Consider the following 21,038-nt stretch of genomic DNA (forward strand, 5'->3'; position numbering starts at 1 on the left):
AGGGACATCTCCGGGTCAGCGCACCGGGTCGTGGGTGCCGCGCGGCACGTCGGGACGGCAGCGACGCACCCGGTCGGCGGCCATCCGCCCGCCGACGGCCAGCCCGTACCGTTCCACGGCGGCCAGCCCGTACGCGCTGCACGTGGGGGTGTAGCGGCACTGCCCCGGCCAGCGGTGCGACAGCCAGCGCCGGTAGCCGAGGATCGCGGCCCGGCCGGCCCGGTCCACCAGCGGCGCCCGCCCGCGGGCAGCGGCCAGCGACGCCCGCCCTGCGGGAGCGGTCGTGGGTGCCGATGCCCGACCGGGCGCGACGAGCCGGGCGAGCAGCGCGCCGAGGGTGAGCAGGGTGGAGAAGAGCCCGAAGTTGCAGCTGGGCACGTCGCAGTTGGGTACGTCGCAGCTACACCCGTCGCAGTAGTCGCGCTTCTTCTTCTTGCGGTGCTGGTCGTGCTTCGGGTTGATCACGGGAAACATGATGCGACGGCCGCGCCACCCTCGGCCCTCGGGCAGGCGCTCGGGGATGGTCGGTCGGGGGCCGACGCGGGAAGTCCCGGATGGAGCGCGGCCGGTCAGGCCGCGCCGCTGGGTGGATGACTGACACCGATGCGCGGACGTCGACGAGACTCGTGCCGGACCTGGACCTGCTGCCCCTCGCCGCCGCGGTGATCCTCGCCGGCCTGCTCCCCCTGCAACGCCTGGGCTGAGCGGCCTTTCTCGGGCCTGCTTCCTCCTGCGGCGCCTGAGCTGAGCAGCGGGGCCGAGCCGCAGGCCGCGCCACACCCGCCGAGGTGTCAGCTCCAGACCGTGCGGCGCACCCCATCGTGCTCGGCGCAGGCGTCGCGCCGCCCGCCGGTGAGGCTGACCGAGCCGTCGCGGCACTGCACCAGGTAGCCCCGCCCGGCCCAGAACTCGGGGACGCAGTCGAACCAGTCGCAGATCTCCGACGCCGGCTTGCGGATGCGGTTGCCGCCGCAGAAGTCGTACCCCATCGGGTTGGCGGGGGCGCCGCACCGCCGCTCCCGGGCGGGCGTCGGCGAGGGCGACGTGGTGTCGCGGCGCGGCGCGGACACCCTCGCCGCCTTCGGCGGGGCGACGGGCGGCACGATCTTCGGGGCGGCGGTGCCGCTGGGCGCGGGGGTGGCCGCGACGGCGACCTCGGAGCCGGTCGGGTCGGCGGGGTCGGTGTCGAGCAGCGCGGCGGGCACCAGCAGGGCGATGCCGGCGGCGACGGCCACGGTGCGCCGGCCGCCGGGCACGAACGCGAAAGGCCGGGCCTGCCCGGGGGTGGCGATCACCGGCCGGAACGGCTTGAGCTGCGCGTGCGCGGCGATCGCCTCGTCGAGCTGGTCGAGCACCGCGCCGCGCTGCTCGATGGCGTCGGCGAAGGCCAGCGTCAGCTTGAACCGGAAGTCGGCGGCGACGTCGGCGGGGAGCATCAGCCCGGAGGTGCGCCGCCGGTCCAGCACCTGCATCAGGGTGACCGGCGCGTGCGGGTCGTGGGCCAGGCCGGTCATCTTCCCGTACGCCCAGTCGCGCCGGCCGCGCCCGCCGAGCAGCACGAGCCGACGGTTGGTGATCACCGCCATCCCGGCGTCGGCGACACGGACGCCGTCGGGCCTGCGAGCGCGCAGCGGGGCGGCCTCCGGGGCGATTGTCAGGTCCGGCGCGGGCAGCACGGCGGTGTGCCGGACCTCCACCAGTTGCGCGGCCGGCAGCACCCAGAAGACCACCTCCTCGGGGGCCAGCTCCAGGGGCAGCCCCGCGCCCGCGGCGGTCGAGCCGTGGAACTCCTCGGCGAGGGTACGCAGGCGGCGCAGTTCGTCGTCGCGTCGTCGCCATGCCCGCTCGGCGCCACGGAACTCGCGCCGCAGCATTTCGTTCTGCCGGTGCGCCCACCGGTACCGCCACGTGGAACCCGTCGAATCAGTCTTTGCCACGCCGACTCCTTCGCCGCGCAGGCCACCAACCGGGGTGTCACCCGTGTCAACGGTGACAACGGCCGGCGCGGACACGACGCAGCGGGGCAAAATGGCCGAACGGCGGACCAAATCGGACGATAGGTGGGTTTCGGCGGGCCGAACCGCACCCGTCGGGCGTGTCGCCGGGCGGTCGCGCCGACACCCGGCCTCGCGCCCGCCGGATCCGGGTGATCCGGCGGGCGCGAGACGCGGCGCGGGGACGGGTCAGTGGCGGTGGCCCTCCCCCACCCGGTAGGTGCGCAGGTTGGGGTCGGCCTTGATCTGCGCCTCCGTGTACTTGATCGTGTCCCAGCCCTTGCCCGAGTAGAGCCGGGTCTGGTCGCCGTACCAGGGGGAGTTCGGGTTGCTCGACTGCGAGTAGGTGAGGATCTGCCGCCCCGACGGGCCGTTCCGGTCCAGCTCGACGGCCATCACGAACGACGAGCCGTGCACCACCTTGGGGTAGCCGACACCGGGCGCCAGCGGGCTGATGATCATGTTGAAGACGCCGGCCTCGGCGCGCCCGCCGTGGATCGGGATGCGCCCGTCGCCGCGCGGCTCGGTCTGGACGTCGCCGAGGCGCGCGTCGAGCGGGATGCCGGCGAGCCTGCGGACCGCGTCGGCGAGCGCGGTGAGCACGCGCGGGTCGGCGGTGTTCAGCCGGCTCGGGGTGCGCACCGGGTCGGCGGCGTCGAACGCGTCGGCGAAGCGGATGCCGCCGGACAGGGCGAACTCGGTGAACAGGTGCGCGCCCCGGCTGTCCAGGTCGACGTGCAGGTCCCAGCCCCTCAGCGCCGCGCAGGCGTCGCGCAGGTCGACCGTGGTCCCGTCCGAGGCGGTCGCGGTGGGGTGCGCGGTGCACAGCCCCACCAGGTCGTCGCGGACGAGTTCGCCGCCGTACGCGCGGTTGCCGAAGACGGTCTGCCAGAGCCGGGACGTGGTGTAGCCCCGTCCCGGCAGCCCGTCGGTGCCGGCGAGCCGCCCCCGCACCTGCTCCACGCCGAGCCGGGTGCGCAGGCTGCGCTCGGTGCGCTCGTTGCCGATGATGCGCGGGTAGCCCTCCAGCGGCGCCTCCGGGTTGGCCAGCCAGTGGCTGTCGTTGGAGTTGGTCACGTAGTCGGCGCGGATGCGGACCGGCAGGTTGGCCGGGCCGAGGATGCCGGGCACGGCCGCGTCGGGGTCCCGGCCGAGCGCGCAGGCCGACCGGGAGCCGTCGAGGACGGCCTGGCCGCTGGCGGCGTAGAGCGGCTGGAACGGCGCGGGGATGCAGGCGGCGGCCAGCTCGTGGGTGACCCGGGGCACCACCGAGTGGTCGGCGTAGAGCGCCTCGCCGCGGGCGTCGGCGGCGATCACGTTCACCCAGGGCAGGAACTGGTGCCGGTCGAGCACCCGCTTCAGCTCCCGCACCGTCTTCGCCCGGCCCATCTGGAGCCAGCCGTCGAACGCGCGGTTGTTGGTCGCGTTGGCGTCGGTGATCGCGTACGCGCTGGTGGCGGTCCAGTCGAACGTGCCGGGGACCACGACCACCGGCCCGAAGTGGGTGTCGTGGAAGGTGCGGCTGACCGGCACCGTCCCGCCGCCCGGGCCGGGCACCCGCACGGTGACGGTGCGGGTGGTCATCTTCCGGGGCCGACCGTCCACGTAGTACGAGGTGGGGTCGCCGGGGACCAGCGCGAGCCGGTGCCAGACGAAGCGGCGGGCGGTGGAGACGGTGTGGCTCCAGGCGAGGGTGCCGTTGTGCCCGATCTCGACGATCGGGTCGCCGACCAGCGCCGCGCCCTCCACGTCGTAGCGGCCGGGGACCTTGAGGTGCATCCGGTAGAAGCGCTCGGCGCCCTCCCACGGGAAGTGCGGGTTGGCCAGCACCATCCCGCCGCCGTTCGTGGTGGCCTGCGCGCCCAGCCCGTACGCGTTGCTGCCCACCCCGGCGGGCGCGCCGTCGGCGGAGGCGACCACCGCCGCCGCGCCCGGCGCGTCCAGGGCGGCGGCCGGGCCGGTCGCCGTCGGCGGGGCGGCGGCGACGATCCCGTCGAGCACCGCCCGCGAGCTGGCCCGGACCATGCTGGCCCAGCTCGCGCGCCAGACGTCCAGCTCGGTTAGCGGGCGCACCCACGGCTTCGCCCGGCACGCCGGGTCGGTGAGGTTCGCCGCGCCGGTGCGGCGCAGGTAGTGGTTGTAGCCGGCGACGAAGCCGCGGATCTGGTCGCGGACCTCGTCCGACGGGGAGTGCACGCCGTCACGCGGCCCCTGGAGCAGCCGCTCGGCGGTGCGCTCGTCGATGGCCTTGCGGAAGAACAGGTCGCTGCGCACGTTCGCGTCCGTCGGGCCGGTCGCGCCGAAGAAGCGGGACCGCTCGGCGCCGACCGTGACCATCTTCTCGGCGATGACGCAGATGTTGTCCTCGGCCTGGGCGTAACCGACGCCGAAGCCGAGGGAGGCGAAGTCGCGGGCGGTGATGTGGGGGACGCCGTACGACGCCCGGCGGATCTCCGCGGAGTAGCCGCCGTCGCCGTGCTGCGCGGCGGCCGGCGGGACGCCGGTGACCACCGTGGTGACGACCGTGGCGAGTGCGGTGAGCACCGCGCCGGCCGGCTTCAACCTCATCGTGTCTTCCTCCCCGTCGTGGTGAACGTGCAGGACATTCACGCTGATGGGCATTCTCGTGCCGGGCGGGGGCGCCGGGGAAGACCCGACCGGGAAACGGGTTGTTCCCCCTACGGGCCGCCCGGATGCTGGGTAACGTCGGCGGCACCCAGGGTCAGCGAGGGGGTGGAGTCGGTGAGCGAGCCGCTCCCCGCCGTCGTGGTCGGCGTCGACATCGGCACCACCAGCACCAAGGCGGTCGCGTACGACGTCGACGGCAACCAGCTCGTGCACCACTCGGTCGGCTACCCGCTCGACGAGCCGCACCCCGGCTGGGCCGAGCAGGATCCGCACCGCATCCACACGGCGGTGCTGGAGTCGATCCGCGGGGCCGTGGCGAAGCTGGGCCGGCCGATCGCCGGGCTGGCGTTCAGCACCGCGATGCACAGCCTGATCGGGCTGGACGCCGACGGCCATCCGCTCACCCCGTCGCTCACCTGGGCCGACTCCCGGGCCAGCCGGCAGGCCGAACGGCTGCGGGCGGTCCCGTCCGGGCTGGCGCTGCACCGCCGCACCGGCACCCCGGTCCATCCGATGGCGCCGCTGCCCAAGCTGCTCTGGTTCGCCGAGCAGGATCCGCAGCTGTTCGGGCGGGTGGCGTACTGGGTGGGCATCAAGGACTGGATCCTGCTGCGGCTGTGCGAGGAGCTGGTGACCGACCACTCGGTCGCCTCGGCCACCGGCCTGATGGACATCCAGCAGCTCTCCTGGGACTCCGAGGCGCTCGGCGTCGCCGGGATCACCGAGCAGCAACTGCCCGAGCTGGTGTCCACCACCACCGTGCTGCCGGGGCTCACCGCCGAGGCGGCCGCCGCGACCGGGCTGCCGCCCGACACGAAGGTGGTCGTCGGCGCGGGGGACGGCCCGCTGGCCAACCTCGGGCTCGGCGCGGTCGCCCCGGGCGTCATGGCCTGCACGATCGGCACCAGCGGCGCGATGCGGGTGATGGTGGAACGCCCCGGCGTGGACCCGCTCGGCGGGGTGTTCTGCTACGCGCTGACCGAGCAGCGCTGGGTGGTCGGGGGCGCGATCAACAACGGCGGCATCGTGCTCGACTGGGCCGGCGACGCGCTCGCCCCGGAGCTGGGCGAGCACGCCGAGCAGGAGCTGCTGGCGGTGGCCGCCGAGGCCCCGGTCGGCTCCGGCGGGTTGATCATGCTGCCGTACCTGTTGAGCGAGCGGGCGCCGCACTGGAGCGCGCTGCCACGCGGCGCGTACGTGGGGCTGACCCACGGGCACCGCCGCGCCCACCTGGTGCGGGCCGGGCTGGAGGGGGTCTGCCAGCAGTTGGCGCTGGTGCTGGCCTCGGTGCGGGCCGCCGGCAACGAGGTGCTCGAGATCCGGGCCAGCGGCGGGTTCGCCCGCAGCCCGCTGTGGCGGCAGATGCTCGCCGACGTGCTCGGCATGCCGGTGCGCTTCCCCGTCGAGCGCGAGGGCTCCAGTTTCGGGGCGGCGCTGCTCGGCATGGAGGCGCTGGGGCTGGTCGCCTCCGTCGACGTCGCCGCCGACCTGGTGCACATCGGGGAGACCGTCCGCCCCGACCCGGCCGCCGCCGCCACGTACGCCGCCCTGCTGCCGCTGTTCTCCGAGCTGTACAACGCGCTGGTCCCCACGTTCACCTCGCTGCGCCGGCTCGCCCCGGGCCTGCCGCCGGAACCGCCGCCGCGGTAGCCACCGCCCGCGCCCCCGGACGGGTGACACCGCTGGGCGCGATGCCGGCCACCCAGTCCGCCTCCATATCGTACAAACGTGAGGAAAACCGACAAGAGGCGCTCATCTTCCTTGCTGGGCGCGGTGCGCGTACCGCTGGCGGTCGTCACCCTGCTGGCGCTGGCGGCGGGGCCGGCGGCGGCGGACGGCGGCGGGCCCGAGCCGGGTCCCGGGCACGCGCCGGCCAGCACGGCGGCCTGGCTGCCCTTCCCCGGCGGGGTGTTCTCGGTGGACACCGGCACGCGCACCGTGCGCTACCGGGCCTGCGACGGCGACACCGGCCGCGCCACCGACCCGGAGATGCGGGTCGTCGGCCGGTCCGCGCGCGGCGCGCTGACCCTCGACGGTACGACCTACGCCTACGAGGTCCCGCTCGTCGGCCGCCGGTGGGGCTTCCTGGAGGTGGCCCGCCCCGGCGCCCGGCCGCAGCGGCTGGCCGGCCCGGTGGTCACCGACCCTCCGCCGCCCACCGATCCGGTCGCCGGCCGCCGGCTGCTGCCGCTGACCGACCGGCTCCGGCAGGTGGTCGACGCCACGGCCGGCACCAACCCGGCCGGCGTCGCGGTCCGCGACCTCTCCGGCCGGTACGGCGACCAGCAGGTCGCGGTGAACGGCACGTTCCGGCCGAAGGCGGCCAGCGTGATCAAGCTGTGGATCCTCGTGGAGCTGCTGCGCCGGGTCGACTGCGGCCAGGTGTCGCTGGACGAGGGCGTGCTGGTCACCCCGGCCGACGTGGTCGACGGCACGGGCGAGCTCCAGCACGAGACGTTCCCGCAGGTGGTGAGCCTGCGTCGGCTCGCCGAGTACACGATCGTCTACAGCGACAACACCGCCGCGAACGTGCTGATCGGCTACCTGCGCGGGTTCGGGCCGGTCAACGCCCTGGCGGACTCGATGAACCAGTGGCAGACCATCCTGGCCCGCAAGTTCCTCGACGAGGACGCCGCCCGGCGGGGCGAGGAGAACTACACCAGCCCGGACGACGTCGTCTCGCTGCTCGGCGCGGTCTGGGACGCGCAGATCCTCACGCCCGGCTCCCGGGACCTGCTGATCGACTTCATGCGGCGGCAGACCCTGAACACCAAGATCCCCGCCGCGCTGCCGCCCGGCGTCCCGGTCGCCCACAAGACCGGCGACCTGCCGGACGCCTCGCACGACGTGGGGTACTACCTGATCCCCGGCTCCGAGGTCGCGGTCGCGTTCCTCACCTCCGGCCCGATCGCCACCGGCGACGAGGTGGTCCGCCGCCTCGCCCGCACCGTCTACGACTACGTCGCCGAGGGGCGGTGAGCCCCGCTCCGGCCGGCGGGGCCGCGCGGGTCAGCCGGGCGCGGCCGGCCGAACCCGGCCGTCTCCGGGGTCGGCCGCCGCAGCTGCGTCCGGCCGACCCGGTCAGGGAGCCTCGACGCCGGAGATGCGGTACCGGTGCACCTCGGCGCCACGGATCGCCACCGCCTGCTCCCCGGCCGGCCCCGCACCCCGGAAGGCCAGCAGCTGCGCGTCGGACTCCCAGCGCTCGTAGACGTTGATCCGGCCCGGCTCGACCAGGTCGGCGCTGATCGCGAAGTCGACGCAGCCCGGCGCGGACCGCGCCTGCCGGACGACCTCGACGCAGTCGGCGAGGTAGGTGTCCCGCTGGTCAGGGTCGACGTAGAGACTGCCGGCGACGATGAGCACTGGGTACCTCCAGGGAGCGGACGGACCGCACGATCAGGCGCGGCTGATCGCGTTGGCGTGGATGGCCTCGCTCAGGTACGCCGCCATCCCCGTCCTGATCCTCTCGAAGTACGCGGTGAACCGCTCGTCCGCCACGTACATGTCGGCCAGCCCCGTGTGGACCTCGTACGAGCACTCGTAGAACCAGCGGCTGATGATCTGCCGGTGCTCCTCGGCCAGCTCCATCGCCGCCGGGCTGTCCGCCGGCGCGCCGGAGGACATCACCTCGACGAACCGCCGCCCCCAGTCCTCGTTCTCGGCCTTGTTCCGCAGCCAGTCGTCCTTGGTGTAGCGGGACACGCGCCGGTTCGACTCCCGGTACGCCTCGGTGCCGCCCCACCGCTGCTCGGCCTCCTCGGCGTGCGCGTCCGGGTCGAAGTCGCCGAAGACCTCGAACCGCTCCTGCGGGGTCAGTGGAATGTTCAACTTGCTCGCCTCCATCGCGAACTCGATCGCCGTGACCATCTCCTGGAGCCTCTTGATCCGTACGGTCAGCAGCTCGTGCTGGCGGCGCAGGTGCGCCGCCGGGTCACTCGCCGGGTCGTTGAGGATCGCGGCGATCTCCTCCAGCGGGAACCCCAGCTCCCGGTAGTAACGGATGTGCTGCAACCGCTCCAGGTCGGCGTCGTCGTAGCGCCGGTAGCCCGTGCCGCTGCGGCCACTGGGCGAGAGCAATCCGATCTCGTCGTAGTGGTGCAGCGTCCGCACGGTCACCCCGGCCGACTTCGCCACCTGTCCCACCGTGTACGCCATGGTTTCCCTCCCTTCCGCCAACGAGGCTCCCGCCTGCCGTTACGTGAGGGTCAAGCCCGATTCTGGACCCGCGGGCGACGTCCAGCCGGCGGGACCGGTCAGGCCGGTGGCGGCGGGGTCTGCCGGTAGAGGCTGACCAGCACGCCGTAGCGCTCCTCGCCCTCGCCGGCGTCCTCGGCGGTGTCGAGCAGCTCGCTGAGCGCGGCGCCGAGCCGTTCGGCCTGGGCCGCGGTGAGGCGCAGGTGGCGCAGGTGCAGCAGCGGCTCGCCTGGCGCCGCGGAGACCTCCTCGGCGACCGCCCCGAGCATCGCGGCGGTCGCGGCGGCGTGGCCGGGTGCCACGCGCATCCGTCGGGCGCTGCGCTGGTAGTACTGCTCGGTGCCGCCACGGACCTGGCGGGTGTGGGCGACGCGGACCATGCCGGCGTCGCGCAGCACCTTGAGGTGGTGGGCCACGTTGCCCTTGGCCGCGCCGAGCGCCGCCGCGAGTTGGCTGATGGTGGCGGGGCGCTGCCCGAGCGCGAAGAGCAGCCGCTGCCGCAGCGGGTGCCCGAGCGCCTTGAACTGCGCCGGGGTGGTGACCTCCAGCAAATCGTCGAGCGGCTGCTCCGCGGGCGTCGGCGTCATGACTAAAGTGTCTACGTCTCTTGACGCTTTGTCAAAGCGCTGCTCTACTGCGGACATGACAAGCCTCGACACACGGGAACAACCCGCATCACAGATCGAGATCACCGAGGTCGTCGAGCGCACGGCCCAACTGGTCGGCGAGCACTACGTCTTCGCCGACGTCGCAGCCCGGCTCGCCGGGCTCCTGCGGGCGGAGACCGACCGGCACCGGCAGGCACGGTCCTGGTCGACGCTCGCCGACACGCTCACCCGGACGCTCCAGTCGATCAACGGCGACCGCCACCTGGGGGTGAGATTCCACGACCGGCCGCTGCCGGAGGACGGCGGGGATCCGCTCGCCGACGGGCTGCCCGGGATGGCCCGGGCCAGCCTGGGCGGCATCCACCGGGTGGAGCGGCTGCCCGACAACGTCGGCCTGCTGCGGATCGAGCCCGCGCTGTTCTCCCCCGCCCTGGCCGGGGAGGCGATGACCGCCGCGCTGCGCCTGGTCGCCGACGCCGACGCCCTGATCATCGACCTGCGCGAGACGATCGGCGGCGACCCGGAGATGGAGGCGCTGGTCTGCGGGCACCTCTTCGACCGCCCGACACAGCTCTACACCATGCGCCAACGCCACCTGCCCGACCGTCAGTTCTGGAGCCCCGCGCCGCTGGCCGGAGCCCGCTTCGGCGGCGACCGGCCGCTGGCCGTCCTGACCAGCGCGACGACCTTCTCCGGGGGCGAGTCGCTCGCCTACGCGCTTCAGCAGCACGGCCGGGCCACGGTCGTCGGAGAGCGGACCGGGGGCGGCGCCCACCCCCGGACGGGGTTCCCCGTCCACCCGCACCTGCACCTCTCGGTGCCGGTCGCCAGCCCGGTCAACCCGGTCTCCGGCACCAACTGGGAGGGCACGGGCGTCGTTCCGGACGTCGAGGTGCCCGCGGCCGAGGCGCTCGACGCCGCCCATCGGACCGTCCTGCGCGCCGCCCCACCATCACCCATCGCGACCTAACACCCGTCGTCATGCAGCGTCACGCCACGCACGAGGGCAACGGAGAGTGGCGGCAAGTTCCGGTCAGCTGGCGCTGGACCGGTGGCGGGAGCCCAGCCTGGGTCCGGGCGGGCGGGAGACCGACGCGTCGGGCCGGTCAGGCCCACTCCTCGTCGGGGTCGCCGTACACGTCGGACGAAGAGGCCGCCGCGACCGCGCGGTCGGTGGAGCCCGAGGCGGGGCCGTGCGACCCAGGCGCAAGGGCCGGGCCGGGGCCGGGCGGCGCGGGCGCCGGCGCGGGGACCGGTGGGCCCCCGTGGGTCCACGGGGTCTCCTCGACGGCAGGGAAGGTCCCCGCCGGCATGAAGGAGTCCGACAGGGTGGTGTAGCAGAGCCGCTCCCCCACCTCGGGCACGGTGCCCGGCGGGGCCGTCAGCCCCCGGCCCATCCCGCCGGAGAGTTCCAGCACCACCTCGGTCTTGCCGTCCGCCGCCGGGGTCACGAAGACCACTTTGGCCTTCTGCGCCGGCCGGGCCGGCGAGTACAGCGTGGCGCCGACCGGCATCGGCACCGGCTCGGTGGTGACGACCTGGACGCGGGGACGCAGCACCGGCCGCTTCCCGGTGTCGTCCACCCGCTTCGGGTCGGCCAGGATCACCTCGCCCACGAACGCCTCGCCGGTCAGCCGGTGCTCCGCCATCACCAGCGGGTCGTCGTAGGCTCGCTGGACGGCGTACGAGGTCAGGGCCCGTTCCAGCCGGTGCAGCCGCTGGGCGGCGGCCACCGCCCCGTCGCGGCGGGGCTGCGGCGGGCCACCCGCGTCGACGTGCTCGGCGTACCCGGTGAAGGCGTCCTTGTCGCCGTCCCACCGGCCGGCCACCCGGGCCCCCGGCGGCAGGCCGCGCAGCAACCCCACGCCGCGCCACATCAGCTCCCAGGTGGGCACGAGCTGGTCGCGCAGCAGCCGCTCCAGCTCCGCGTACGCCCCGGCGCGCGCCTCCGCGTCGTCCTCGGCGGCGGCGTACGCGGCGATGGCCGGGGCGAGGCGGTGGTTGTCGAAGTCGGGGTCGGTGGCCGGACCGGCGGGCGGGCAGAGCGCCGGGTCCTCGGCCCGGGCCGCCGCCTCGGGCCCGGTGAGCCCGGCCGGCGGGTCGATCCAGCCGAGCAGCGCCGGCAGGTGCAGGTCCTCCACCACGCTCTGCCCGGTGGCCCAGTGCAGGGTCAGCGCGTCGGTCATCGCCACCAGCGCCGACGAGCCGGGATGCTCGGCCCGCTCGGCGAAGAAGGTCAGCCAGCGCCCGAGCACCGGCACCGACGGGTGCACCGGGTACTCGCCGTCGGGGCGGCGGAAGCGGGTGGAGCGGCCGAGCAGCCGCAGGAAGGTCACCCCGGCGGGGTTCGGCACCAGCAGCTGCGGGGCGTCGACGTACCGGTACCGCACGTCCTTTCCCCGGTCGATCGGCACCGCCTCGGCGACCCCCCGGAACCCGTCCAGGTACGGCAGCACGGTCGCGGCCAGTTCGGCGGCGAACCGGTATCGCTGGTCGCGGTTGCGGGGCTGCGGCACGATCAGCAGCCGCGCCGCGTCGGGCGCGTCGCCGACCAGCGCCGCCAGCGGGGCGTTCGCCTCGCCGGCCATCGCCAGCGGCACCAGCACCAGCGGGCGCTCGGCCAGGTGCAGGTGCCGGACGGTCGCCACCGGCTGGGCCACCCCGGCGGCGAGCGCCTGCGCCCTGGCGAGCGCGCGGAGCGTACTCATGCGGAGGTCCCGGCGAGGGCGTCGGCGCGCAGCCGGGCGGCGGCCCGCAGCAGCGCGGCGGCCTCCTCCTGCCCCGGGTCCGGCGTGCGCTCACCGGCGGCCAGCGCCAGCACCTCGTCGACGTCCGCGATCCCGCCCAGCGCCTCCCGGACCGGCCGGCCCAGCGCCCCGCTGTGGCCGCGCGCCTCGTGCCGGCAGAAGTACGCCAGCTCGCAGGCCGCCAGGCACTCCGGCGCGTAGCGGGCCTCCACCCCGGACAGCGCGGCGAGCAGCGCCGCGGGCTCGGCGGCCAGGTCGGCGGTGAAGTCCTCGGGCACGGCGGCCAGCAGCGCGTCGAGCCGGGCCATCCGGTCGAGCTGCCGGCGCAGCACCAGCAACTGCTTGCGCACGTCGACCAGGCTGGCCACCGGCTGGTTGGCGAAGTCCCGCGGGCAGACCAGCACCACGTCGTGCGACACCAGCTCGGGGTCGTGGCCGGCGGAAGCGAGCAGCTCGCGCAGGGCCAGCACGTAGACGGCGGCCTGGGTCGCGGCGGCGGACACCTTGGCCGCGTCGGCCTGACCGTCGACCACCGGGAACGACTTGATCTCGACCACGTGGAACCGGCCGGCGAGCCGGGCGGCGACCAGGTCCGGCTCCAGGTGCACCCGGCGGCCGGCGACGTCCAGGCCGAGCAGGGGATGGTCGAACAGCGCGGCGGCGTCGCCCGTCCCGTCGCCGGGCGTGGCCCCGGTCAGCAGCTCGGCGGAGCGCCGGTGCCGGGCCGCCGTGTCGTCCTCGACGCCGTCGCCGAGGTCCGTCCAGGTCGCCGCCGCCGGCACCGGTACGCCCAACCGCTCGGCGACCAGCCGCAGCAGCTCGGCCCCGCCGTCGGCCTTGACCTGCGCCTCGAAGGCGTTGCCGCGGGTGATGGCGAACCGGGACTGCCCGAACCGGGCGGGGAAACCGATCCGCTCGGCCAGCTTCGGCTTGTCCACCCCGGCGCCGTCCAGCACGGCCCGCCGGGTGCAGCCCGGGTTGCCGGTCAGCGCGGCGATGGTGCGGGCGTTGTGCCGCCTGGGTGGCACACCGCCGCGGATCGCCGCCAGTCGCTCCTCGCTGCTCGTCACGATCCGCCACGATAGGCGGTCCCCGCCGGTCGCGCCGGGCGACGCCCCGGCGGGAGGAGCGCGGGACGCCGCCCGGTGCGCGCGTGCCCGGCCTGACCGAGCCGGAGCCCGGTCAGGCCGTGCCGGAGAGACCGGCCAGGAGCGCGGAGCCGCCGCAGCAGACCACGCCGAGCACGAGGAGGATGACCAGCAGGATGCTGTAGTTCGACCACATCCCGAACTTCGTCACGTCGGTGCCCTGCCCGTCGTGGACGCGGTTGCGCCATCCGCCGAAGCGGAACGACAGGTGGTGCACCGCGCCGGGATGGGCGACGAGCGCGGTGGTCATCACGGGAACGCCCATGAAGTCTGTGTAGCGGACGTCGTGCGGGCCCGCCGGGACGGCCACGTGCCAGGTGCCCTCGCCGGGAATCGGAACGGCCTGGCGGTCGACCTTGAACTTGCTGGTCGAGGGGGCGGGGACGAGGTACGGCCCGCGGTTGACCGAGACGGCCAGCACGGCGTGGCCCGGGGGCGGCGGGATCGGGTGGGGGTACGCGACCAGCGGGGTGACCGCGCCCGGCCCCGGCGGGTACGACGGGTGAGGGGGATACGACATCGCCACATCCTGGCACGCCCCGGCACGTGAGCCGGGGCGCGCGCTGTCGGGCCGGCTGACGCCGACGCCCACGGGTCACGTGGCGGTCAACGGCCGGAGGAGCGGTTCCAGGGCGAGCGGGGCAGGGCGGTGCCGGCCGTCGGGCGGCGGTCTCGGCGACGCCGGCGGCGTCCCGGGGTGCAGGGCGGCCGGGAGACGGTGTGCACGGGCGCCGGGGCGGGCGCGGCGGGTTGCCGGCCGATCAGCCAGCAGAGGAAGCGGGCCATCGGTGGGCTCAGCCGACCGCGAGGCGCTGGGCGTCGGACTTGGCGATGTCGTACTGGGCGCCGCAGAAGGTGCACTGCTGCACGTAGCGGGTGCGGACCGGGATGATCGGGACGAAGAACAGGCTGAACTTCGTCGACCGGCGGGTGATCACCTGGGCGGCGTGGTTGCCGCAGTTGCGGCAGACCTGCCGCACCACGCCCGACCGGCTGACCTTGGTGCGGAGCCCGAAGATGAAGAACATCGCCCGGCAGTACCCACTGCCGGGCCCGCAATCACCCCCCGACCGGCGTCAGGAGCGGGAATTCCCGGCGGACGGTACGGCCGGCAGCCCGCGCAGGAAGGCCAATCCCTCGACGGCGAGCGCGTCGGGGCCGGTGGCGAGCGGGCGCCACACGGACATCGGCACGGCCAGGGCCGGCGCCGTGAACGACTCGATGCTCAGCTGGCCGGAGTAGTCGATGTCCGCGAGGGCGGCCAGCATCGCCGGCCAGTCGAGGTGGTCCCCGCCGGGCGCGCCGCGGTCGTTGCCGCACACCTGCACGTGGGCGAGCCGGTCACCGGCCGTCCGGATGGCCGCCGGCAGGTCGCGTTCCTCGATGTTCAGGTGGAAGGTGTCCAGCGCGAGTCCCAGGCCGTCGATCCCGTCGACCACCTCCAACGCCTGCTCGACGGTGTTGAGCAGGCTGGTCTCGAACCGGTTGAGCGGTTCGAGGGCGATCGTCACGCCCCGCTCGGCGGCCTCGGCGGCCAGCGGCCGGAGCCGGTCCACGAGGCGCGCCGTGGTGGCGCGTCGCGCGTCCGGGTCGAGCAGCCAGGTCCGACCGGCCGGCGCGTAGAGCGGGCCGGCCACGACGGCGGCCCCCACCTGGTCCGCGGCCCGCAGGCAGTGCCGGACGAAGTCCTCGGTGAGCCGCACGACCTGCTCGTCGTCGGCGAGCAGGTCGTGGTCGGGCAGCAGGCCGGCGCAGACGGCGGGGGCCAGGTCCAGCCCGGCGAGCAGCTCCGCGGCCACCGTGGGGTCCCAGTCGCCCGGGGCCTGGATGGGCAGCTCGACGGCGTCGAAGCCCCAGGCCTTGATCCGTGGGGCGAGCCGGGCGAGCGCCTCGTCGGTCAGCGGCGCGACCCACGCCCACGTGTTGATGCCGATCTTCATGCCCGCCCTCTCACCCTCCACAGTCGACGGATTCCGTCGACTGTAGATGATCGTGAGGGCGCCACGACCGGCCGACACCGGGGCATCCGCTCGTCGAGAACGAGCGGATGCCCCTGCCGGTCCCGTGGCCCGCCCGCCGCGACGGCAGGCTCGCACAGGCACGACGGCCGACGATGAGTACGTCGCTGTCAGGCGTCGCTCATCTGCCGGTCCCAGTCGTCGCGCTTCTGCTCGCCGGAGTCGTCGCGCTTGTCGTGGCCCCAGTCGTCACCCTTGTCCTGGCCCCACTCGTCACGCTCCTCGTCGCGACCCGAATCGTCGCGCTTGTCGTGGCCCCAGTCGTCACCCTTGTCCTGGCCCCACTCGTCACGCTCCTCGTCGCGACCCGAATCGTCACGCTTGTCGTGGCCCCAGTCGTCACCCTTGTCCTGGCCCCACTCGTCACGCTCCTCGTCGCGACCCCAGTCGTCACGCTTGTCGTGGTCCCGCTCGTCGCTCTTGATCTGGCCCCGGATCTCGCCCTTCGGGTACTTCTTGGTGTGCACGTTGGCGTACGTGACGCCGGCCTCGATCGCGTCGACAAGCTCGTCGAACTCCCCGGGCTCGATGCCCTGGTCGGCGGGGCCCACCACGTCAGCGGGCCGGATGGTCCCCTCGATCTTGGCTGGGGCGGGAGGGCAGGCCTGGACGCCCTGTGGCGCGCCACCCTTCGCGTCCTTGAGGTTCGAGCAGAGGAAGGCGGCGATACCGCCGCTCTGGTGTCTTCCTCCGAAGTGGATGTGCGCCTGCTCGACGTCTTTCAGGTCGTCGTAGCTCAGCCGCCATTTGATCTCCTTGTTCCGTTCGTCGATGTGCGCCTCGAACCGGCCCGAACCGGGCGTGGAGATCGTGAGCGGGTCCTCCTGGTAGCCGCTGAGCTTCGCCCGCACGGTGTCCTCACCGCGCCGCGAGTCGTCCCAGTCCCACGAGTTCTGCGACTCGCGCGACTCGTGCTTGTCGCGCGAGTCGTCCCGTCCGTCGCCCATGGCGGCGTTTCCGGCGGCGACCGCCGCCACCGCCGCGCCGGCCGCCACCGCAACTGCCCACAGTCGAGTACGTCCCACCATCACTGCTGCTCCTTCCTAGGCGATGCCTGGCCCAAGCTCGCGGACGGCCGTCGACCGATCCGTCGGAGGCGCAGGCGGAAGGCGCCGTTCAGCCGAGAACGGAGTCACGATGCCGACGGCTCAGGCTGAGCAGGCGCCCCTATGGTGAAATTGTCCCATATTCCCCATATGCCGTCGCGGCTTCCCCGATCCGACCGTGAGAGACTTTCGCGACCTGTGGACCGCCTACACCGGCTCTGCGGCGCTTGGACAGGCAAGAGCCCCCTGCACCCCGATGGGGTGACAGGGGGCTCCTGCTCCCGGGCTCAGCTCGTCGCCTGAGCGACCTCCGGCTCCAGGCCCGGCACCTCGGCCGGAAGCCAGATGGGCTGCCAGTCCTTCATCTCGTGGAAGCGGCGCAGCTCGAACAGCCCCGAGAGCGACCCGGCCCAGGCCCCGTACGGCGGGTTCTGCTCGTCGAAGCCGGACTGCACGAAGGTCAGCTTCGTCTTCCCCTGCGACTCGGCCAGCTCCCAGGTGCTGACACCGGTCGGCCCCCAGTCGACCGACACCCTGCGGCCGGGCTCCAGGTCGACGACCTTGGCGGCGTAGCCGGCCTCGAAGCCACCCATCGCGTAACGGCCGCCGACCCAGGGCTCGATGCCGATCGGGTAGCCGAACCAGGCGCTGGCCTGCTCGGAGTCGGTCAGCGACTCGTACACCTTGGCCATCGGCGCGTCGATCAGCAGCTCGCCGCGCAGCTCGGCGGAGGTGAAGTCGACCTTCGGCAGCAGCGGGGCGCCCTCCAGGTGGGCGGCCAGGTTGGCGATGGACAGGCTCCAGAAGGTCTGCAGGACTCCGCGGATGGTGCTGCCGCTCATCGCCTCGGCGAAGTCGAAGTGGCTCTGGACCAGCGTCAGGACGGTGCTGTCGGGCCCCTCGGCGCGCAGGTCGAACTCGGTGGTGGTCTCGACCCCGTCGAGCAGCCAGGCGAAGCGCAGCGTGTTGTCGTCGACGTGCAGCAGCCGCTGGTGCGGCGCGTCGCCCTCGGGGGTGTGCCGGCCCCAGAACTCGTACCGGTGCGGCAGCTCGACCTCGGCGTGCTCGGCGAGCCAGACGCGCAACTCGGCCGGGTCGGTCAGGGCGCGGCGGACGGTCGCGATCGGCGCGGCGAGGCGGGCGGGCAGCTTCATCGGTTCACTCACGGTCTTTCCCCTTCGGATAACAGGCCACGGCGAGCTTGAAGGCGTCGCCCTCGGCGCCCCCGTAGCGTGTGAAAAGGTCCCGCAGAGTCGTCTGCAGGTCGTGCAGGAACTGCTGGCGTTGCTCCGCCGGCACCCGGATCTCGCCGGCCACCCCCACCGAGGGGAGTTCGGGGGCGGCGCGGTCCAGCCCGGCGATGTCGGCCTGGACCTCCTCCATCAGGTCCAGCAGGTAGCCGAGGCTCAGCTCGTCGCGGGCCCGGCGCAGGCCGATCCGGCCGACGAGCCGGGGCGACAGCCAGTAGGACCGGGCGGCGGCCTGGTAGATGCCCTCCGTGATGCCGCGGACCTTGCGCTCGCTGACCTGCTCGGCCAGCCCGGCGGCGACGAGCTGCTTGACGTGGTAGTAGACGCGCTGCGGCGTCTGCTCCAGCCGGGCGGCGACCTCGGTGCAGGTGCGCGGCTCGGCCAGTTGCCGCAGCACCTCGACGCGCTGCGGCTTGAGCAGGGCCTCGGCCTGCTCCATCTGCTCCAGGTACAGGACATCTCTCATGGCAAAATCAGTTTGTACGTACAAAATTTGTTTGTCAACGGGTTCGACGAAAGCCGCGCCGGCCGGGTCGGCGCGGCTTTCGTCCGGATCAGGGCAGCCAGTCGGGGCGCAGCGGATAGCCGCTCGCCCCCTCCGGGCCGTTGCGGGTGGCCAGCACCTGGTGCAGCTGGATGCCGTTACGCTCGAACGCCAGCCGGGAGCCGGCCATGTAGAGGCCCCACACCCGGGCCGTGCCCGGCCCCACCTCGGAGACGCAGAAGTCCCAGTGCTCCACGAGGTTGCGGCACCAGCCGGCCAGCGTCAGCGCGTAGTGCCGGCGCAGGTTCTCCTCGTGCTGCACCTCCAGCCCGACGTCGTGGATCTCGCTGATCACCCGCCCCGGGCCGGCCAGCTCGCCGTCGGGGAAGACGTACCGGTCGATGAACGCGCCCGAGCGGTGCGGCGCGTGGTTGTCGGCCCGCGTGATGCAGTGGTTGAGCAGCCGCCCGTCCGGCCGCAGCCGGTCCCGCAGCGCGGCGAAGTAGGCCGGGTAGTTGCGCACCCCGATGTGCTCGGTCAGCCCGATCGAGGAGACCGCGTCGAACTGCTCGCGCGGCGCGTCCCGGTAGTCGAGGTGGCGCACCTCCGCCAGGCCGGTCAGCCCCTCCCGCTCGATCGCCGCCCGGGCCCACTCGGCCTGCGACCGGGACAGGGTCACCCCGAGCGCCCTGACGCCGTACTCGCGGGCCGCGTGCCGGACCATGCCGCCCCACCCGCAGCCCACGTCGAGCAGCCGCATCCCGGCCTTGAGCGCGAGCTTCTGCGCCACCAGGTCGTACTTGGCCGCCTGGGCCTGCTCCAGCGTGTCGTCGGGCGAGCGGAAGACCGCGCAGGTGTACGTCATCGACGGGCCGAGCACCTTCTCGTAGAAGGCGTTCGAGACGTCGTAGTGGTGGGAGATCGCCGTGCTGTCCCTGACCCGGGAGTGCCGCAGTCCGTTGACCAGCCGCTTCCAGCGCGGCTGCGCCTCCTGCGGCGGGGGCGGCGGCGGCATCAGCCGCTCCCAGCCCAGCCCGCGCACCAGGGCCAGCGCCTCGGCCAGCGGGGGCGTACGCAGCCGCAGCTCGTCCTTGAGCACCCGCAGCGCCTCGTACGGGTCGCCCGGGTGCACGCCCTGCAACGCCAGGTCGCCGCTGACGTAAGCCCGGGCCATGCCCAGGTCGCCAGGGGCGGTGAGCAGGTAGGTCAGGCCCCGCTCGGAACGGATCGACAGGGTGATCCCGGCGTCGGCCGGGCCCACCGCGCTGCCGTCGTACCCGGTGACCCGCACCGGAAGGCCCCCGGTGGTCAACGCGCGGACGACGTCCGCCACGCTCGGGCCCGGGCGTCGGCCCCCCGCCGGCGGGGAGGCGGGAGCGCTCGCCGCTCCCTGGTCTCGATCGGTCAGGCTCATCTTCGTGCTACCGCCTTCTCGTACAGTCCCGTGAGCCGGTGGTCCGGGTCGTAGCGGTCCTTCACCGCGCGCCACGTCGCGCCGCCGTAGAGCCGGTCGAAGGATTCCCGGTCGTAGTACGCGTCGGAGTAGAGCGACTTGTGCCCGCCCAGCTCCGACACCATTCGCTCGATCACCCGGTTGACGTCGCCGTCGGCGGCGCCGCCCGCGATCGGCACGCTCCCCCAGAAGCCGATGTTCACATAGTCCTGCCCCGGCCGGAGGGGATACAGCGGCCAGGCGCGGGCCGATTCCGGGCCGGCCGGCTCGCGCAGCCGCAGCGGGCACAGCCAGACCGGGGTCATCCCCACGGCCTTCGCGAACCAGCGCAGGAACTCCGCCGTCCGGTCCAGCGGGATCTCCACGTCCTGCACCACCCGCTCGCGCGCCGGCTGGCCGCGCAGCCGGTCGATCCGGGCGGCCACGCCGTGCCGGTGCTCCAACCGGACCAGCCGGTGGTAGACGTCGCTGCGCCGCCACCGCGCCGGCCAGATCCGCCGGACCACGGGGTGCTGCACGCCGAACGCCGCCGAGCACCAGAACCAGTCGGTGTCCCAGCGCCAGAGATAGTCGTACGTGGTCAGGGCGTCGCCTGTGCGCCGGCGCAACGACCGGTAGTAGATGTCCTGACCCGTGTAGTCGCTGACGTGCGGGGCGTCGTCGGTGAAGGCGCCGAGCACCAGGTACGCCTCGCCGGGGCTGAACATCACCCCGTCCATCGCGTCCACGGCCTCGCCCGCCCAGGAGCGGGTCGCGGTGACCTCGGCGACCGCGTCGGTGAGGGCCTCCAGCCGGGTGAACCGGACGTTGCGCAGGGCCACGAAGCGGCGTACCGGCTGCAGCTCGATGCGCAGCCGGGTGGCGTAGCCGAGGCTGCCGAGCGAGTTGGGGAAGGCCGCGAAGAGGTCGGCGTGCTCGCCCTCCGGGCGGGCCGTGACGACGTCGCCGGACCCGGTGAGCACGTCCAGCTCCACCACCGACTCGTGCGGCAGCCCGTTGCGGAACGAGGTCGACTCGATGCCGAGCCCGGTGACCGCCCCGCCGAGGGTGATGGTGCGCAACTGCGGTACCACCAGCGGCATCAGCCCGTGCGGCAGGGTCGCGTCGACCAGGTCCTCGTAGGTGCACATGCCCTGCACGTCGGCGGTGCGGGCCACCGGGTCCACATCGAGCACGCCGGTGAGCCCGCTGACGTCTAGCCCCGGCACGCGGGGGGCGGATCGGGGGCGGAACAGGTTGGAGGTGCGTTTGGCGAGCCGGACCGGTTCGCCCGCGGGCACCGCCGCGTACGACCGTCGCAGCTGGGCCACCGCGCCGTCGTGGTCGACCGGGTGATGATCCACACGCGCCGCGCACATGAGATCACTGTACGCTCCCGCCGCTCTTCCCTGTGGGATGTCCACGGTGGCCGTTTCGCGCCGCGACCGCCGCGCCGTCGCCCCTCGGGGCGGTGGATCCGGCGGTT

General features: G+C 73.9%; 19 protein-coding genes. 3 read left to right on the plus strand and 16 right to left on the minus strand.

From position 1 onward, the window contains the following. Positions 1–15: 15 nt before the first annotated feature. The 3 genes from yidD to ABT006_RS05030 all read right to left on the minus strand — a co-directional run bounded on the left by yidD (position 16) and on the right by ABT006_RS05030 (position 4,562). Positions 16–465, minus strand: a complete 450-nt coding sequence (gene yidD / locus ABT006_RS05020) for a membrane protein insertion efficiency factor YidD (protein WP_502890850.1) — start codon at positions 463–465, stop codon at positions 16–18. 326 nt (positions 466–791) lie between these two features. Then, a complete protein-coding gene (locus ABT006_RS05025; protein ID WP_350703079.1) occupies positions 792–1,937 on the minus strand; it encodes a DUF3761 domain-containing protein in 1,146 nt (381 codons plus the stop codon). A 246-nt stretch (positions 1,938–2,183) separates the two neighbouring features. Then, positions 2,184–4,562: an acylase gene (locus ABT006_RS05030; RefSeq protein ID WP_350703081.1), complete on the minus strand. Its 2,379-nt coding sequence runs from the start codon at positions 4,560–4,562 to the stop codon at positions 2,184–2,186. 174 nt (positions 4,563–4,736) lie between these two features. Between ABT006_RS05030 and ABT006_RS05035 the strand changes: the two genes are divergently transcribed. Together ABT006_RS05035 and ABT006_RS05040 are read left to right on the plus strand one after the other, a co-directional pair. Continuing rightward, the gene (locus tag ABT006_RS05035; RefSeq protein ID WP_350703083.1) at positions 4,737–6,272 is read left to right on the plus strand and encodes a gluconokinase; all 1,536 of its coding nucleotides are present in this window, start codon (positions 4,737–4,739) and stop codon (positions 6,270–6,272) included. A gap of 78 nt (positions 6,273–6,350) precedes the next feature. Then, positions 6,351–7,601, plus strand: a complete 1,251-nt coding sequence (locus tag ABT006_RS05040) for a serine hydrolase (RefSeq protein ID WP_350703085.1) — start codon at positions 6,351–6,353, stop codon at positions 7,599–7,601. Positions 7,602–7,703: 102 nt separating this feature from the next. On the opposite strand, the gene ABT006_RS05045 is transcribed toward ABT006_RS05040, so the two are convergent. The 3 genes from ABT006_RS05045 to ABT006_RS05055 all read right to left on the minus strand — a co-directional run bounded on the left by ABT006_RS05045 (position 7,704) and on the right by ABT006_RS05055 (position 9,406). Then, positions 7,704–7,988, minus strand: coding sequence for a putative quinol monooxygenase (locus ABT006_RS05045; protein WP_350703087.1), 285 nt, complete (start codon positions 7,986–7,988; stop codon positions 7,704–7,706). A gap of 33 nt (positions 7,989–8,021) precedes the next feature. Beyond that, a complete protein-coding gene (locus ABT006_RS05050) occupies positions 8,022–8,780 on the minus strand; it encodes a MerR family transcriptional regulator (protein WP_350703089.1) in 759 nt (252 codons plus the stop codon). A 98-nt stretch (positions 8,781–8,878) separates the two neighbouring features. Beyond that, complete coding sequence (locus ABT006_RS05055; protein ID WP_350703091.1) at positions 8,879–9,406, minus strand: ArsR/SmtB family transcription factor; 528 nt, start codon at positions 9,404–9,406, stop codon at positions 8,879–8,881. Between the two features lie 55 nt (positions 9,407–9,461). Between ABT006_RS05055 and ABT006_RS05060 the strand changes: the two genes are divergently transcribed. Then, on the plus strand, positions 9,462–10,397 hold the full coding sequence (locus ABT006_RS05060; RefSeq protein ID WP_350703093.1) for a S41 family peptidase: 936 nt from the start codon (positions 9,462–9,464) through the stop codon (positions 10,395–10,397). A gap of 136 nt (positions 10,398–10,533) precedes the next feature. Here ABT006_RS05060 and ABT006_RS05065 read toward each other — a convergent pair whose 3' ends face one another. The 10 genes from ABT006_RS05065 to ABT006_RS05110 all read right to left on the minus strand — a co-directional run bounded on the left by ABT006_RS05065 (position 10,534) and on the right by ABT006_RS05110 (position 20,931). Further along, the gene (locus ABT006_RS05065; protein WP_350703095.1) at positions 10,534–12,135 is read right to left on the minus strand and encodes a hypothetical protein; all 1,602 of its coding nucleotides are present in this window, start codon (positions 12,133–12,135) and stop codon (positions 10,534–10,536) included. Continuing rightward, entirely contained in the window at positions 12,132–13,244 is a 1,113-nt protein-coding gene (locus tag ABT006_RS05070; protein ID WP_350703097.1) for a hypothetical protein, read from the minus strand. The genes ABT006_RS05065 and ABT006_RS05070 overlap by 4 nt, the downstream gene beginning before the upstream one ends. 112 nt (positions 13,245–13,356) lie before the next feature. Beyond that, positions 13,357–13,842 carry a hypothetical protein gene (locus ABT006_RS05075; protein WP_350703099.1) on the minus strand — a complete coding sequence of 162 codons (486 nt, stop codon included), beginning with the start codon at positions 13,840–13,842 and terminating at the stop codon, positions 13,357–13,359. A gap of 274 nt (positions 13,843–14,116) precedes the next feature. Beyond that, on the minus strand, positions 14,117–14,350 hold the full coding sequence (locus ABT006_RS05080) for a zinc-ribbon domain-containing protein (protein WP_350703100.1): 234 nt from the start codon (positions 14,348–14,350) through the stop codon (positions 14,117–14,119). A 48-nt stretch (positions 14,351–14,398) separates the two neighbouring features. Continuing rightward, complete coding sequence (locus tag ABT006_RS05085; protein WP_350703102.1) at positions 14,399–15,262, minus strand: sugar phosphate isomerase/epimerase family protein; 864 nt, start codon at positions 15,260–15,262, stop codon at positions 14,399–14,401. Positions 15,263–15,450: 188 nt separating this feature from the next. After that, a complete protein-coding gene (locus ABT006_RS05090; RefSeq protein WP_350703104.1) occupies positions 15,451–16,368 on the minus strand; it encodes a CHRD domain-containing protein in 918 nt (305 codons plus the stop codon). A gap of 305 nt (positions 16,369–16,673) precedes the next feature. After that, positions 16,674–17,552, minus strand: coding sequence for an SRPBCC family protein (locus ABT006_RS05095; protein WP_350703106.1), 879 nt, complete (start codon positions 17,550–17,552; stop codon positions 16,674–16,676). Further along, on the minus strand, positions 17,545–18,102 hold the full coding sequence (locus ABT006_RS05100; protein WP_350703108.1) for a helix-turn-helix domain-containing protein: 558 nt from the start codon (positions 18,100–18,102) through the stop codon (positions 17,545–17,547). Before ABT006_RS05100 ends, ABT006_RS05095 begins: the two co-directional genes overlap by 8 nt. 88 nt (positions 18,103–18,190) lie before the next feature. Next, positions 18,191–19,534, minus strand: a complete 1,344-nt coding sequence (locus ABT006_RS05105; RefSeq protein WP_350703109.1) for a class I SAM-dependent methyltransferase — start codon at positions 19,532–19,534, stop codon at positions 18,191–18,193. Then, positions 19,531–20,931, minus strand: a complete 1,401-nt coding sequence (locus ABT006_RS05110; RefSeq protein ID WP_350703111.1) for an FAD-binding oxidoreductase — start codon at positions 20,929–20,931, stop codon at positions 19,531–19,533. Before ABT006_RS05110 ends, ABT006_RS05105 begins: the two co-directional genes overlap by 4 nt. Between the last annotated feature and the right edge of the window lie 107 nt (positions 20,932–21,038).

Source organism: Micromonospora sp. NPDC002717 (assembly GCF_040295705.1).
GTDB lineage: Bacteria > Actinomycetota > Actinomycetes > Mycobacteriales > Micromonosporaceae > Micromonospora.

Bases quoted from the DNA above. Each gene is read 5' to 3' on its own strand.
- ABT006_RS05050 (WP_350703089.1), bottom strand. From the start codon at position 8,780: ATGGCGTACACGGTGGGACAGGTGGCGAAGTCGGCCGGGGTGACCGTG.
- ABT006_RS05080 (WP_350703100.1), bottom strand. From the start codon at position 14,350: ATGTTCTTCATCTTCGGGCTCCGCACCAAGGTCAGCCGGTCGGGCGTG.
- ABT006_RS05110 (WP_350703111.1), bottom strand. From the start codon at position 20,931: ATGTGCGCGGCGCGTGTGGATCATCACCCGGTCGACCACGACGGCGCG.
- ABT006_RS05090 (WP_350703104.1), bottom strand. From the start codon at position 16,368: ATGGTGGGACGTACTCGACTGTGGGCAGTTGCGGTGGCGGCCGGCGCG.
- ABT006_RS05085 (WP_350703102.1), bottom strand. From the start codon at position 15,262: ATGAAGATCGGCATCAACACGTGGGCGTGGGTCGCGCCGCTGACCGAC.
- ABT006_RS05030 (WP_350703081.1), bottom strand. From the start codon at position 4,562: ATGAGGTTGAAGCCGGCCGGCGCGGTGCTCACCGCACTCGCCACGGTC.
- ABT006_RS05100 (WP_350703108.1), bottom strand. From the start codon at position 18,102: ATGAGAGATGTCCTGTACCTGGAGCAGATGGAGCAGGCCGAGGCCCTG.
- ABT006_RS05060 (WP_350703093.1), top strand. From the start codon at position 9,462: ATGACAAGCCTCGACACACGGGAACAACCCGCATCACAGATCGAGATC.
- ABT006_RS05065 (WP_350703095.1), bottom strand. From the start codon at position 12,135: ATGAGTACGCTCCGCGCGCTCGCCAGGGCGCAGGCGCTCGCCGCCGGG.
- ABT006_RS05055 (WP_350703091.1), bottom strand. From the start codon at position 9,406: ATGACGCCGACGCCCGCGGAGCAGCCGCTCGACGATTTGCTGGAGGTC.
- ABT006_RS05105 (WP_350703109.1), bottom strand. From the start codon at position 19,534: ATGAGCCTGACCGATCGAGACCAGGGAGCGGCGAGCGCTCCCGCCTCC.
- ABT006_RS05075 (WP_350703099.1), bottom strand. From the start codon at position 13,842: ATGTCGTATCCCCCTCACCCGTCGTACCCGCCGGGGCCGGGCGCGGTC.